The organism is Tunturiibacter gelidiferens, from assembly GCF_013410115.1.
Classification (GTDB): domain Bacteria; phylum Acidobacteriota; class Terriglobia; order Terriglobales; family Acidobacteriaceae; genus Edaphobacter; species Edaphobacter gelidiferens.
Genome location: NZ_JACCCV010000001.1, coordinates 1,363,031 through 1,375,896, shown reverse-complemented (window position 1 = coordinate 1,375,896; position 12,866 = coordinate 1,363,031). Strand labels below are relative to the sequence as shown.

Sequence of the window (12,866 nt, the reverse complement as noted above, 5' to 3'; positions counted from 1 at the left end):
GACCCAATTGCGTAGTTGCGGAGCATTTCTGCGGTCAGGCATACTAGGTCATGCCTGAATCTCGTCTGCGCCAACTCCTGAAATTCATTCGAGTATTTGGCATCGCAGCGGGCATCCGTCTCTGGTTTTCTCTACTCCGTCAAACGAATCGCAAGTCTGCCTTAATTCAACTTCATCTTCCAAACCTTCCAGCGCCAATCCACCTGCGCCAACAGGACCTGCCGATCTTTTGGCAGATCCTGGTCATGAAAGAGAACGACTTCGAGTCGTTACCTCAGGCCCAGCGAGTGAGGGACGCTTACAAGAAGATTCTGTCCGAAGGCAACCAGCCCGTCATCGTTGACTGCGGGGGTCACATCGGGCTCTCCTCCGTATGGTTTGCCTCTCGTTATCCGGAGGCTGCGCTCTACTGCATTGAACCCGACAAAAATAACTTCGCCCTCCTCCAGCAAAACACCGCGACATATCCAAACGTAACCTGCCTGAATGGCGGCGTATGGAACAAGTCGTGCCATCTGGAGATTCAGAATCCGCTCTCAGGAAGCGCCTCGTTTCGTCTGCAGGAGACATCGGCCCCTTCAGACTCCTCATCCTCCAGCGTGCTGCGCGCCTACACCGTTCTCGAAGTCCTTCAACGCGCCGAGAAGAACCGCCTCTTCCTGGTAAAAATGGATATCGAGGGAGGCGAAGCACAGGTCTTTCAGGACTCCGCGGAGTGGCTGAAACTCACCGCGGTGCTGATCATCGAACTGCACGACTGGCTCATGCCGGCACAAGGCACCAGCAGAAACTTCTTCAAGCGGCTCGGCGAAAATAACTTCGATGTCGTTCTTCGAGGCGAGAATCTGCTCCTCTTCCAGGTTCCAGGTCAGGACACAACAACAGCCCGGCACCTTCGCGAAGAAGTCCTGGTTTCCAAATCCTGAGACCCACAGATCATCGGTAAAGCCCCGCATACCGCAGTAGAAACGACCCTGCAGTCCGCACGTTGCTCAGGTCAAGCGGATACAAGGCCAACGCACGCAGCGAACTCTGTACCGCTCCCTGCATCTGTTGCCTAAGCCCGAACGCCTCGGCTCGCTGACGATAGATATGGCTCAAAGCAATCCTGCGAGCTGTCATGCCGCATCCTGGAGACCCATAGTGCTTTTCAATGAATTGCAGTTGAGCCTTAAGCATTCCGTCGGAATCAGTGGTCAGCGAGTCATCTGAGGTTCTGTAGAGAGAGATCACTCTCGGAGCAAATCCAACCTCATAGTGAAACGCCATCCGGAGCCAGAGATCGCGATCCTCTGTCTGCTTCAAGGTCTCATCGAACACCCCAACCTTATCCGTACAGGCTTTGCGAAACATCATCGACGAAGTAGGAAGCTGCACGCTCCTCATGTAGATGTAAGGGGCAATCTTTCCCTGGGCATTGCGCCGATTGCCTTTGAACGTATCGATGACCGTGCCTTCTGAATCGATGCGCGAAATCAATCCATACGCGAGTCCAACCTCCGGTCGATCCTCAAAGCATCGCAGCGACTCTTCCAGACGCCAGGGCAGCCACACATCATCCGCATCCAGCAACGCCAGAAACTCCGCAGTCGCGTGGCGTATTCCGTTGTTCCGCGCCGCAGACACCCCGCCATTCGCCTGTTTGATGTACACAAGTTTAGGGCCCAATCGCTCCTGGTAAGAAGCGACAATATCGGCAGTGTTGTCCGTGCTGCCGTCATCGATCAGCAGAATCCTCCAGTCTTCGAAGGTCTGCGCCAGGACGCTATCAAGAGCAATCGGCAGATATTTTGCGGTGTTGTACGTCGGTACAATAATGTCAACTGTCGCCATTACCACAATCTCTCTTCCTAAACGCCCCGCCTAGTACAACCCGAATTGCATCGGCAAAGTCAGGATCTATTCTGACACGGCAAATCTCACAATGACTTGAAAGCCTAATAACCGCAGTATTACAGATGATTGACACACGTTTGCTCTCTTTTCGCCTCGATCCAAAGAACTATCTCCCAATTTGGATAACGAGAAACCAAGTCACGGAATACTTCGTCGAAATCCCATGTGGGCCGACGTAACCTAAGTCACCATTCATCTCATAGGATCTGACCCCGAATAGCTACTACCCAAAAGATACTTGCCCAACAATCGGAACCACGAAACAATGAACTCCAGTAACACGGATGGGAGAGAGGTTCAGCATGTTTTTTCGCGCACGGCGGGCGCTTCAAAGGGCCTGGTTTGATCTCAACTGTCGGTCTCTCCTCAAAACATCTCCCATCGCCTCCAGTGATACCTCTCTGACCCTTGTCTCGATGGTCTGTCACGGCGAGGTCCTCATGTATCTCCTCGCCGCAAAGTCCTTTTGCAATCAACTGGGCCGAAATCCGCAGGTCGTCGTCCTTAATGACGGATCGTTTACCGAATCCGACTGCACAATGATTCGCAAACACATTCCTGCAGCAAAGATCGTCTCCATCTCTGAAGTAGCCCCGGCCAATACACCGAAAGGAAGCTGCTGGGAGCGCCTTCTTCTCATCAGCGATCTTGTAGCCAACACCTTCGTCGTCCAGCTCGACTCCGATACCCTCACAACAGGTTCCATCGCCGAGGTCCAGCAGTGCATCGACGCAAACCGCAGTTTCACTCTCCTCGGCGACCGTTCCTTCCCCGAGGTTGAATCCATGACCGATGCCTGCCTGCGCTCGAAGACCAATCTCCATCCCATGGTGCAGGCAGTCTGCGAACGAAACTTCGACCAGCTTCCCGAAGCCGCCTCCCTCCACTACGTACGCGGCAACGCCGGCTTCAACGGCTTCGCCAGAGGATCGATCGACCGTGAAAAAGTGGAGTGGTTCTCCGAGCTCATGCGCCGTCTTGCCAAGGAGCAGTGGAACGAGTGGGGTAGCGAGCAGCTCACCTCGAATCTCCTCATAGCAAACTCAGACGGCGCCACACCTCTGCCAGCCCCGAAGTACCTCTCCTACTGGGCCCACCCCGACGTTCCCTACGAAGACTCAGCATTCATCCACTTCATCGGACCCTATCGCTTCTCCAAGGGCCTCTACCTGAGGAAAGCAAAGAAAGCAATCGCGTCTCTAGCTCCCGCCTGATTCCGACCAACGGGAGGGCCGATTCAGTTTTCACCAATCAAAGAACGGTATACAAGTCACGAAGTGACCGCCCCACGCGTAGTGGGCCCGTCCGGCAGGACACGACTACGTTAGCCCCATCTAGCAACGAACGATCTTATCCGACTTGATCCCCTTCGTCGCATTCCGCGAATCCACCACCAGCTTCGACTTGCTCACAATATCCTTGTAGTCGTAGTCCGTGTGGTCCGTCATGATCAGAACGCAGTCGTACTGGCCCAGATCATCGAGCGGCGTGCAGGTCATATTCAGGTTGTAGTGCCGCCCTCTGCCCACCGTCGGGAAGTAAGGATCGTTGTACTGCACCTCAGCGCCCTGCTCCCGCAGCAACTCGATCACGGTCAGCGATGGCGACTCGCGCAAGTCATCAATGTCCTTTTTATAAGCCATCCCCAGCATCAGAATGCGTGACCCGTTCAGAGCCTTCTTATTCTGGTTCAGCCCCTTCGCAACATACTGCACCACATGCGCAGGCATCGCTTCATTCACCTCTCCGGCCAGTTCAATGAAGCGCGTGTTGAAGTCGTACTCCTTCGCCTTCCAGCTCAAATAAAACGGATCGATCGGGATGCAGTGTCCACCCAGCCCCGGTCCCGGATAAAACGGATGAAAGCCGAAGGGCTTCGTCGCCGCAGCATCGATCACCTCCCAGATATCCATCCCCATCTTCAGCGCCAGCACCTTCAACTCATTCACCAACGCGATATTCACGCAGCGATAGATATTCTCCAGCAGCTTGGTCATCTCGGCCGCGCGCGTCGACGACACCCTCACCGACCGCGTAAAAATGCCCTCATACATCACCGCCGCCAGCTCCGTGGCAATCTCCTCATGGCCGCCCACAACCTTCGGAATATTGTGCCGCGCCACGGTGGTATTGCCCGGATCCTCGCGCTCGGGCGAGAACGCAACATAAAACACTCCATGCTCGGCCACCGCTCCCTGGCTCTGCACCTTCAGCCCGCTGCGGTTCTCCGCCTCGAGGATCGGAATCATCAGATCCTCCGTGGTCCCCGGGTACGTCGTACTCTCCAGCACCACCAGCTGCCCTTCCTGCAACCACGGAGCGGCCGCCTTCGCCGTATTCTCCACGTAACTCAGGTCCGGCTCGCGATGTTCGGTCAGCGGCGTCGGCACGCACATGATGATGGCGTCCTGATCAGAGAGGCCAGCGAAGTCCGCCGTAGCCTTGAAACCCTGTTTCCGTGCGCTCTGAATCTCTTCTGCGGGAATCCGAAAGATGTAAGACCGGCCCGCCTCGAGATCTGTAACTTTTTTTGTATCAATATCAAATCCCGTCACCTTGAAACCCGCCTCTGACAGAAGCAGGGACAGCGGCAACCCTACATACCCGAGCCCGATCACTCCGATCTTCGCGGTACGGTTCTCCAGACGCGCCATGCGCACTTGTGCAATCTTTGGTAAAACAACCTGGCTCTGTGTCGACATAGTCTCGATTATCGCATCCACCTTCGGCACTTCCATCTCCTGAAACTCGATCAAAACAATCGAATTCCTCGTAAATTATTCGCCTTCGCAAACTGGCTTCACACTCCGCACTCAAATTGCATGCAACAATACGGGCGATTTCACCAGAAAACTCAAAAAGTACTATCCTTAGTTTCTAATTCATCACCGCACCAATCGTTCAGTCCTCTTCCGTCGTCCAGGTCGCACGAAAGTCGCATTGACTTGCATCTTCTCGCTCATCAAAATTTAATTCATGTCGTCCATCTGCCCTCGGCACTAGCTTTCGTCCTGCAAACCCTGATAATAAGGGAGGCATAACGTCACGAAACATCTTTTGAACACCCCAGCACGGTACGTCTGGGTGGAGGAATGATGGCCCGTTATCTCATCACCGGAATCGCAGGCTTCATCGGCTCATCTCTGGCCCACGCTCTCGTCGAGCAGGGACACGACGTACGCGGCATCGACAATCTCTCCACAGGAGACCTCGACAACCTCGCCGACATCCGCCACTCCATCGACTTCCAGGAGATGGACCTCCAGGACGCCGCCTGCATGAGATCCGCCTGCGAAGGCGTTGACTTCATCCTCCATCAGGGAGCCCTCGCCTCGGTCCCACGCTCCGTCAAAGATCCCCTCACCTCGCACGAGTCCAACATCAACGGGACCCTGAATCTCCTCATCGCCGCGCGCGACGCCAAGGTTCGCCGCATCGTCTACGCGGCCTCTTCCTCAGCCTATGGCGACCAGCCCACCCAGCCCAAGCAGGAAGACATGCTCCCCCGGCCGCTCTCGCCCTACGCCGTCCAGAAGCTCACCTGCGAGTACTACATCCAATCCTTTTACCGAGCCTACGGCCTCGAAGGCGTCTGCCTGCGCTACTTCAACATCTTCGGCCCGCGCCAGGCAGCCGACTCGCCCTACTCCGGCGTCATCGCCCAGTTCACCTTCAAGATGATGGAGGGCATCACCCCCACCATCTTCGGCGACGGCCTCACCAGCCGCGACTTCAACTACGTCGACAACGCCGTCAGCGCCAACCTCCTCGCATGCCTCGCGCCCAGCGAAGTCGCCACAGGCCGCGTCTTCAACATCGGCACCGGCAGAAGCCACACGCTCAACGAGGTCTACGCCACCATCGCCGAACATCTCGGCTTCACCGCCCAGCCAATCTACGGTCCCCCCAGAGCGGGCGACATCCAGCACTCCCTGGCCGACATCACTCGAGCCACCCAGGAGCTCGGATACCAGCCGAAAGCTCATTTCCACGAAGGCCTGAAGAAGACCGTCGCCTGGTACCTCGACGAGAAGCAGAAAAAAGAAGTCACGGCTCTCAAAGTCTGACAAAAAGGGCTGCCAAAATGTCTTGGCAGCCCTCGAAGCAACACGTCGGTACGACTTCCCTCAAGACCGATCCCTCGCAGGGACGTCATTCCGAAATCTACGCGCGCATCCGTCTCATCAGCGCACCTGCAGAGCCAATCAAGCCCGTCCCAAGAAGCAAGAGCGAACTGGGCTCAGGAACAGACGAGACTGTCCCGTCGAAGTCGACTCCAAAGTCCGCTCCTCCAGCCTGAACGACCTGGAACGTCAGCGTATTGACCCCACTCACAAAATCACTCGAAGGAAGGTAGATCAACGTGCCAGAGCCTGTGCAGGTCGGCGTTCCGTTTGAGCAATGCGGATAAGATGACCCCGTTGGCACGTTCAATATCTGCCCGTTCAAAAACACAATCGCCGTGTCATCCGCCAGGACGGAGATCGCACCACTGTAATCGGATGGATCTTTGGTCTCGATATCGAACGTGCTGGTAAAGAAATAATTGCCATTCGGTGTGTTGACGAAAGGACTCGACTCCGGACTGGTCTGCGCGTACGACACCCAGCTCGAATCACCGATCGGCAGACTCCACACCGAGCTATTGGTAATCTGAAGATATTGTGTACCAATCAACGGATCTACAGGTGCTGTGAAGTCAGGTAGTCCATCGTTATACGCATAGCTCGGCGGCGCTATCACCGCTAAAGCAGAGTTATTGTTGCCGCCACTACCGGCATCCTGAGCGTAGCTTCCCAAAGAGAGAGTATCGGCAGAGGCGAACGTAGTTGCAACCACGAACACCACTCCCAAGGCAGAGAGTTTCGAAAATAATTGCATGAAAGGGCCTCCTGAATTCCGCTTGAGCGGTTCATTCTGAACCATGGTTTGCCACGGTCTCGTACATGCGCGCCTGTCACTGCCCTCAATAGGCCAGCCGATTTAGCGGCGGCTCTGAAAGGCGATCACGCAACCCTTAATGCAGCTTGGTACCCAAACGAAAACCATTTTGAATCAATTATTTAGAGCTCAAGAGTGAAAACAGACGGCAAGATTTTGCATAGTTCTGCCGCGAATGTGACAATCTTTGCCACTTTCCTGCCAAATCTTGCGCATCCACGCTAAACATCCCAAGAGTTCTCCCACCGAACTTGCCGAAATAGCGAAATAGATCCCGGCGATCGCGTCCGCCAACTGCCCCTCCCAATTCGCATCTCAGTAAAAAGAACCGCCGCGGACACTATTACTTGAGCGAAAATTCCTTTCGCAAAGCTCTAAATCCGAACCCGCGTTTTCAAGCCAATGAGGTAAAAGAAGATAATGCATGTTATGTCTCCGGCAGCCCGGACCGCCCCATCCTCGGCCAGAATCACCCAGCGCATCGCGCTCTCCGGATCTCTCTTGCTGCTTCTCCTGGCAGCTCCTGTCCTCGCCTTCAGCGCGCCGCTTACCGGCACCCCCCTCAATGACGGCTACTACGCCCTCTACAATCTGGACTTCAACGCCGCTCACGCCCACTTCGGTCAATGGATGGCCGCCCACCCAGACGACTGCCTTGGCTCAGCGTCTGACGCGGCCGCTTATATCTTCAATGAGTTCAACCTCCTCGGCGTCCTCGACATCGAGCTCTTCGCCGATGACAATCGCTTCCAGTCCCGTACCCGTCCTCCCGTCGATCCCGCGCTCAAACAGGGCTTCAACAATCGCATCGACCAGTCCAACCGCCTCGCCGACGCCGCCCTCCAGCACAACCCCAATGACTCCAACGCCCTCTACTGCAAAGCCGTCACCTCCGGCATGCAGGCCGATTGGGCCTCCCTCATCGACCGCCACGAGTACGGCGCCTTCAAATACAGCGAGCTCGCCAGCAAGTACGCCAAACAAGCACTCGCCATCAACCCCACCCTCTACGACGCCAACCTCGCCGTAGGCATTGAAAACTACATGCTAAGCCTCAAGGCCGCGCCCATCCGCTGGTTCCTTGGCATGGCTGGCGCCGGCACCAACAAGGCCGAAGGCGTCCGCCTCCTCAAACTCACCGCAGAACAGGGTCACTATCTCGCCCCCTTCGCCCGCCTCATGCTCGCCGTCGGAGAGCTTCGCGACGGCCGCACCCAATCAGGCAAACAAATCTTGATCGGCCTCTCCCAGGAGTTTCCCAAGAACGACCTCTACCAGCGTCAGATCGCCCGCCTTCATTAGCCCCCTGCCGAAATTCAACACTGAATCTCTCTCAACGTGTACCTTTAAACGATCGCTCCATCCCACGCCTCCAGAGACGATTGCAGGCGTGCAACTCTCGATTACTACGCAACGTCAACCAAACGCAGTCAATTTACGTCATCACAAAGGGTTCTCATAAGCATGCGCATTGCATCTGTCGGCACCGCCTATCCACCTCATCGCTACTCACAGGCACAAATCTCAGAAGCACTTACGGCGCGCTGGCAGGACCGCATGGAAGAGCCCCGGCTCATCAACCGGCTCTTCGTCAACTGCGGTGTCGACTTCCGCAACCTCGTATTCCCTTTGGACGTCTATGAGAATCTCTCCGGCTTCGGCCCCACCAACGACGCCTGGATCGTCGCCGCCGTCGAACTCGGCGAGAAAGCGATCGACACCGCGCTTGCCCGCGTAGGCCTCACCCCCGCCGACATCTCCGCTATCTTCTTCGCCTCCGTCACCGGCATCGCCAGCCCCACCATCGACGCCCGCCTCATCAACCGCATGCCCTTCCCCACCAGCATCAAGCGCACGCCAATCTTCGGCCTCGGCTGTGTCGCCGGTGCCGCAGGCATCTCCCGCGCCTCTGACTACGTCCGCGCCTTTCCCGACCAGTACGCTCTCCTTCTCTCCGTCGAACTCTGCTCCCTCACCTGGCAGGACAACGACCAGTCCATCGCCAACCTCATCTCCTGCGGTCTCTTCGGCGACGGCGCCGCCGCCGTCATCATCGCAGGCTCCGAGACCGCGCTCGCCAAGCGCACCTGCGTCACCTGCATCTCAGGCCCCAAAATCCTCGACACGCGCTCTACCTTCTATCGCCACACCGAGCACATCATGGGCTGGGACATCGGCGACATGGGCTTCAAAATCGTCCTCTCCCCCGACGTCCCCAAGGTCGTCAACGAGCATCTTCGCGGGAACGTTGAATCGTTTTTGACCGACAACGGTCTAACCCTCGATGACATTTCGAGCTACATCTTCCACTCCGGCGGCCCCAAAGTTCTCGAAGCAATGGAAACCACCCTCAACCTCCCCGACAACGCCCTCGAACCTTCATGGCGCAGCCTGCGTGAGGTCGGCAATCTCTCCGCAGCGTCGGTCCTCGCCGTCCTCGAAGACGTTCTCGTCAACGCCCCCGGCAAACCCGGCACCTACAGCATCCTCGCTGCCATGGGCCCAGCCTTCTGTTCGGAGCTTGTTCTCCTCCAGTGGTAACAGCCTCCTCTGCAGCGCCGTGACCCAAGACAAAAGCAGCACCCGATGAACCTCCGCAGCAGCCAGCCTGCCGCGGAGGTTTTGATCGTTAGCGCAGGTCCCGCCGGCCTCGCCGCCGCAATCAAGGTCTCCACGTCGAAAATCACGACGCCATGCAGCCTTCCCTCGATCCTCTTCCAGCGTCTCCTCGAGGTACACATCGACCACCGCCCTGCATCTTCCCGGGTATTGACGAACTACTTGCTACCGGATTACACATGCTGACAAGCTAAACTAGATCAGGACGGCGGCCTCAACGAACTTTACAGCGGCACTCGCCTCCCTGTAAGTTGAGGCTATCCCCGAGGACGCCGGAGTTCCATGAACGATATCGCCACACGCTGCATTGACATCATCGCTAAATCTAAAAGCATCCCCGCGGACTCCATCTCTCTCGCCAACACCTTCGACGAGCTCAACATCGACTCCCTCGACAAGATCAACATCTCCTTCGAGGTCGAAGAGGCCTTCAACATCGAGATTCCCGACGAAGCCCTCAGCACCCTCCGCACCGTTGGCGACATGGTAGAAGGCGTCGCAAAGCTGACCGCCGCCCCTTCCCCCATCACCACCCGCTGACCATCCAGCCTCCCCGGACACCTCCCGTCTCACGACTGGCAACTCGAAAAAGTGGCCCACTGCTCGAATCCGCTAAACCTCGGGTACGGGTGGCGGGAACCCCGTTCATGCCGTCTCATCTGATGTGTGGGCATTCGCCGCAAAAGGCGCGAACCGCTTTCCTTGCCCCAGCGATAAAATCTCCCCCTGACGCAGCGTTCACAGTCTCCCTCCCGCTCCCGTGTATCATTCGCTCGTATGTACGTAGGCGACCCTCAGCTGACGGCCAGTCAGGTCCTGCGGACCTTTCATCACGACGAGCTCTACCTCTTCCTGGGAGCCGCATTCACTGCCGTCGGGCTCGTCTCGATAGCATTCGCCTTCCTCGGTCGCAAGTTCGACGCCATGCTCTTCTGGCTCGCTCTCTTCGCCATCTTCTACGGTCAAAGGCTTTGGCTCCACTTGGGGCTTCTCACCCTCATCATCCCACCCTCGCACTTCTTCGATGACCTTCGCGCCATAGGGAATTACCTGGTGCCAATTCCCGCCTTCTTCTACTTTGAGGCGGCAGGCTTTCTGGGCCGCTCAGGCCGCAAGATCGCCATCGTTCTCACCTCCGTGTTCCTGGGTCTCGCCGTCGCAACGATGTTGTTCGGTCAAAGGGACGCCTTTCAGCTGACAAACAACCTGGTCGTCATCGTCAGTCTGTTCGCGCTCATCATCCAATCCTTCACAAGAAAGCAGGCAGACAAAGACTTCGTCATCGCTCGCCGAGGCATCATCGTCTTTGTCATCTTCGCCCTCTTCGATAACATCGGGGGAGCCCTCGGATACCGTTGGTTCATAGAGCCCTTAGGCTTTACCTTCTTCCTTGCAACCCTCGGCTATGTCGCCGCAAAGCGCGGCCTCCATCGCGATCAACAGTTCAACGCCCTCCAAAAGGAACTCGAGATCGCACGCCGCATCCAAACCTCGATTCTGCCGCCAGCCTATCCTCAATCCCCCCACTTCCGCGTAGCCGCCCGCTACGTCCCCATGACCGCCGTAGCCGGAGACTTCTATGACTTCCTAGTCGCCGATCAAACCCAGGCAGGCCTCCTGATCGCCGACGTCTCCGGTCACGGCGTTCCCGCCGCACTCATCGCCTCCATGGTCAAACTCGCCGCCACCTCACAGCGCGCCAACGCAGCCGATCCCGCCCTTCTCCTCGCCGGAATGAACACCGTCCTCTGCGGCAACACGCAAGAACAGTTCGTCACCGCAGCCTACGTCTATCTCGACGCCGAGTCCTCCACCCTCCGATACTCCGCCGCCGCGCATCCGCCCATGCTTCTGGTTCGCTCCGGCAACGTAATCGAACTCACCGAAAACGGCCTCATGCTCGCAGCCTTTTCCTTCGCGACTTACACCACCGCCATCCACCCCCTCGAACCCGGCGATCGCCTCCTTCTCTACACCGACGGCATTCTCGAAGCCACCAACGCACAAGGAGAAGAGTTCGGATCAAGCCGCCTCCACACTCTCCTCAAGAAGGCCGCCAACCTCCGCGCTGAAGACGCAGCCGCCAGCATCCTCTCGTCTCTCGAACAGTGGTCGTCCAGGTCCCAGAACGACGACCTCACCCTCCTCGTCTGCGACTATCTCTGCGCAAACACTCCCTCACAAAGCGCTTCTCTTCCCGGCCTAACCGCAACTCCCGCCTGAAGCCAATAAGCCCTGACCAACATCCAGACTCAAACACTCAATCGCGAGAACGGAAGAGTGCGATCCTACCTGTCTCTGGCTTGGCAGCTGCCTCAAGCCACGGCTCGTCAGCGACGACAGACGAACAAGGGCCATACGTGCAGATTCGGATTCGACGAGTAGCCGCCTCACGCCTCAGACGGTCGAGCACATCGCTCAGGATGGTCCCTACAAAAGGACTGTAAAGATAGAACACCGTGCCAATGGACAGATCCGCCACTCGCGCATCCTCCTCAAGAAACCTAACCTTATTCAGATTCAGCCTCTGTGCACACTCCCGGGCACATCCGACGTAGCTCGCCTCTAGCTCAATCCCTATGCCGCCGGCACCGGTGCAGGCCGAGACCAGCAACGGAACATGGCCCAATCCTGAGCCAAGATCGACAAGAACATCGGCCTCATCGAGCGCAGTCAATCCCATAAGTCTGAAAATATGGCGCGCAGGCGTCGGCTGATAAAACACCATCTCAACCTCGCGTCGAACATCGCCACCGCCAGGCTCTTCAAACTGAAACACACCACTCACCAGCTCATCCAGATAGTCATAGCCCATGCCGCTGACAGGCCCATTAATCGGCCCAGCCGCTTCATCCATCACCGATGAAGAATCGATCCACCGAAGCAAAGTCTCAGGCCGCTCCCCACGCTGAATCTCACATCGAATGCCTTCGTACAGCTCACAATTCACAGCTTCCAGCCTGCCGCAAACTGCTCTCGCTCGGCGATAGAGTCCGCCGTCATTCGACTCAGCCCCAGGCACCGCTCCAGGGATATCCGGAAGATAAGCATCAAGCCGATCCAGCGCCGCCAGACGTTCCCGAAGCCGATCCGGCTCGAGCAGCGACGGCTCGTCTTCTAACTGCCACACAAGACGCTCAAGCGGATCGATCAACGGTTGGAAGCTCCATTCCTAAGCGATAAAACGTCTCCTGCTGACTCAGGGTACAACCGCGATGGACAATGCCGCTCACCTTCCGCATTGCCGGCCACCCTCCAGCAACGCACCTAATCCCGGAATCCCCGGCACAATCGCGCAAGTCTAATTGAATCGCCCCCGGAGATTAAATTCAATCCGCAACCCACTCAGATTCACAAGCACCGCTTGATCAACAATTAAATGTCGTAATACCATTTCATCCCGCGCATCT

At 57.0% G+C, this 12,866-nt stretch carries 12 protein-coding genes; 8 read left to right on the top strand and 4 right to left on the bottom strand.

The window, feature by feature from the left end:
* The first annotated feature begins 50 nt into the window (after window positions 1-50).
* Window positions 51-926 carry an FkbM family methyltransferase gene (locus HDF12_RS05750; protein ID WP_179581624.1) on the top strand — a complete coding sequence of 292 codons (876 nt, stop codon included), beginning with the start codon at window positions 51-53 and terminating at the stop codon, window positions 924-926.
* A 10-nt stretch (window positions 927-936) separates the two neighbouring features.
* Here the strand turns inward: HDF12_RS05750 and HDF12_RS05745 are convergent, their stop codons facing one another.
* A complete protein-coding gene (locus HDF12_RS05745) occupies window positions 937-1,833 on the bottom strand; it encodes a glycosyltransferase family A protein (protein ID WP_179581623.1) in 897 nt (298 codons plus the stop codon).
* Window positions 1,834-2,198: 365 nt separating this feature from the next.
* On the opposite strand from HDF12_RS05745, the gene HDF12_RS05740 reads away from it, so the two are divergent.
* Window positions 2,199-3,110: a hypothetical protein gene (locus tag HDF12_RS05740; protein ID WP_179581622.1), complete on the top strand. Its 912-nt coding sequence runs from the start codon at window positions 2,199-2,201 to the stop codon at window positions 3,108-3,110.
* A gap of 120 nt (window positions 3,111-3,230) precedes the next feature.
* Here the strand turns inward: HDF12_RS05740 and HDF12_RS05735 are convergent, their stop codons facing one another.
* Window positions 3,231-4,598, bottom strand: a complete 1,368-nt coding sequence (locus tag HDF12_RS05735; RefSeq protein ID WP_179583392.1) for a nucleotide sugar dehydrogenase — start codon at window positions 4,596-4,598, stop codon at window positions 3,231-3,233.
* Window positions 4,599-4,991: 393 nt separating this feature from the next.
* Here HDF12_RS05735 and HDF12_RS05730 point away from each other — a divergent pair, with 393 nt between their 5' ends.
* Window positions 4,992-5,963 (top strand): SDR family oxidoreductase, encoded by a 972-nt coding sequence (locus HDF12_RS05730; RefSeq protein ID WP_179583390.1) that lies wholly within the window; start codon window positions 4,992-4,994, stop codon window positions 5,961-5,963.
* 97 nt (window positions 5,964-6,060) lie between these two features.
* On the opposite strand, the gene HDF12_RS05725 is transcribed toward HDF12_RS05730, so the two are convergent.
* Complete coding sequence (locus HDF12_RS05725) at window positions 6,061-6,777, bottom strand: PEP-CTERM sorting domain-containing protein (RefSeq protein ID WP_179581621.1); 717 nt, start codon at window positions 6,775-6,777, stop codon at window positions 6,061-6,063.
* A 489-nt stretch (window positions 6,778-7,266) separates the two neighbouring features.
* Here HDF12_RS05725 and HDF12_RS05720 point away from each other — a divergent pair, with 489 nt between their 5' ends.
* The 5 genes from HDF12_RS05720 (at window position 7,267) to HDF12_RS05700 (ending at window position 11,679) form a co-directional block, all read left to right on the top strand.
* Window positions 7,267-8,139 carry a hypothetical protein gene (locus tag HDF12_RS05720; protein WP_179581620.1) on the top strand — a complete coding sequence of 291 codons (873 nt, stop codon included), beginning with the start codon at window positions 7,267-7,269 and terminating at the stop codon, window positions 8,137-8,139.
* Between the two features lie 162 nt (window positions 8,140-8,301).
* A complete protein-coding gene (locus tag HDF12_RS05715) occupies window positions 8,302-9,378 on the top strand; it encodes a type III polyketide synthase (protein ID WP_179581619.1) in 1,077 nt (358 codons plus the stop codon).
* A gap of 45 nt (window positions 9,379-9,423) precedes the next feature.
* Window positions 9,424-9,642 (top strand): hypothetical protein, encoded by a 219-nt coding sequence (locus HDF12_RS05710; protein ID WP_179581618.1) that lies wholly within the window; start codon window positions 9,424-9,426, stop codon window positions 9,640-9,642.
* A gap of 96 nt (window positions 9,643-9,738) precedes the next feature.
* Window positions 9,739-9,996 carry an acyl carrier protein gene (locus HDF12_RS05705; RefSeq protein WP_179581617.1) on the top strand — a complete coding sequence of 86 codons (258 nt, stop codon included), beginning with the start codon at window positions 9,739-9,741 and terminating at the stop codon, window positions 9,994-9,996.
* Window positions 9,997-10,233: 237 nt separating this feature from the next.
* Entirely contained in the window at window positions 10,234-11,679 is a 1,446-nt protein-coding gene (locus HDF12_RS05700; RefSeq protein ID WP_179581616.1) for a PP2C family protein-serine/threonine phosphatase, read from the top strand.
* A gap of 37 nt (window positions 11,680-11,716) precedes the next feature.
* Here the strand turns inward: HDF12_RS05700 and HDF12_RS05695 are convergent, their stop codons facing one another.
* Window positions 11,717-12,610 (bottom strand): class I SAM-dependent methyltransferase, encoded by an 894-nt coding sequence (locus tag HDF12_RS05695; RefSeq protein WP_179581615.1) that lies wholly within the window; start codon window positions 12,608-12,610, stop codon window positions 11,717-11,719.
* Window positions 12,611-12,866: the final 256 nt, after the last annotated feature.

Coding starts and splice junctions, on each gene's coding strand:
- HDF12_RS05725 (WP_179581621.1), bottom strand. CDS start 6,777: ATGCAATTATTTTCGAAACTCTCTGCCTTGGGAGTGGTGTTCGTGGTT.
- HDF12_RS05750 (WP_179581624.1), top strand. CDS start 51: ATGCCTGAATCTCGTCTGCGCCAACTCCTGAAATTCATTCGAGTATTT.
- HDF12_RS05715 (WP_179581619.1), top strand. CDS start 8,302: ATGCGCATTGCATCTGTCGGCACCGCCTATCCACCTCATCGCTACTCA.
- HDF12_RS05740 (WP_179581622.1), top strand. CDS start 2,199: ATGTTTTTTCGCGCACGGCGGGCGCTTCAAAGGGCCTGGTTTGATCTC.
- HDF12_RS05735 (WP_179583392.1), bottom strand. CDS start 4,598: ATGTCGACACAGAGCCAGGTTGTTTTACCAAAGATTGCACAAGTGCGC.
- HDF12_RS05705 (WP_179581617.1), top strand. CDS start 9,739: ATGAACGATATCGCCACACGCTGCATTGACATCATCGCTAAATCTAAA.
- HDF12_RS05700 (WP_179581616.1), top strand. CDS start 10,234: ATGTACGTAGGCGACCCTCAGCTGACGGCCAGTCAGGTCCTGCGGACC.
- HDF12_RS05720 (WP_179581620.1), top strand. CDS start 7,267: ATGTCTCCGGCAGCCCGGACCGCCCCATCCTCGGCCAGAATCACCCAG.
- HDF12_RS05710 (WP_179581618.1), top strand. CDS start 9,424: ATGAACCTCCGCAGCAGCCAGCCTGCCGCGGAGGTTTTGATCGTTAGC.
- HDF12_RS05745 (WP_179581623.1), bottom strand. CDS start 1,833: ATGGCGACAGTTGACATTATTGTACCGACGTACAACACCGCAAAATAT.
- HDF12_RS05730 (WP_179583390.1), top strand. CDS start 4,992: ATGGCCCGTTATCTCATCACCGGAATCGCAGGCTTCATCGGCTCATCT.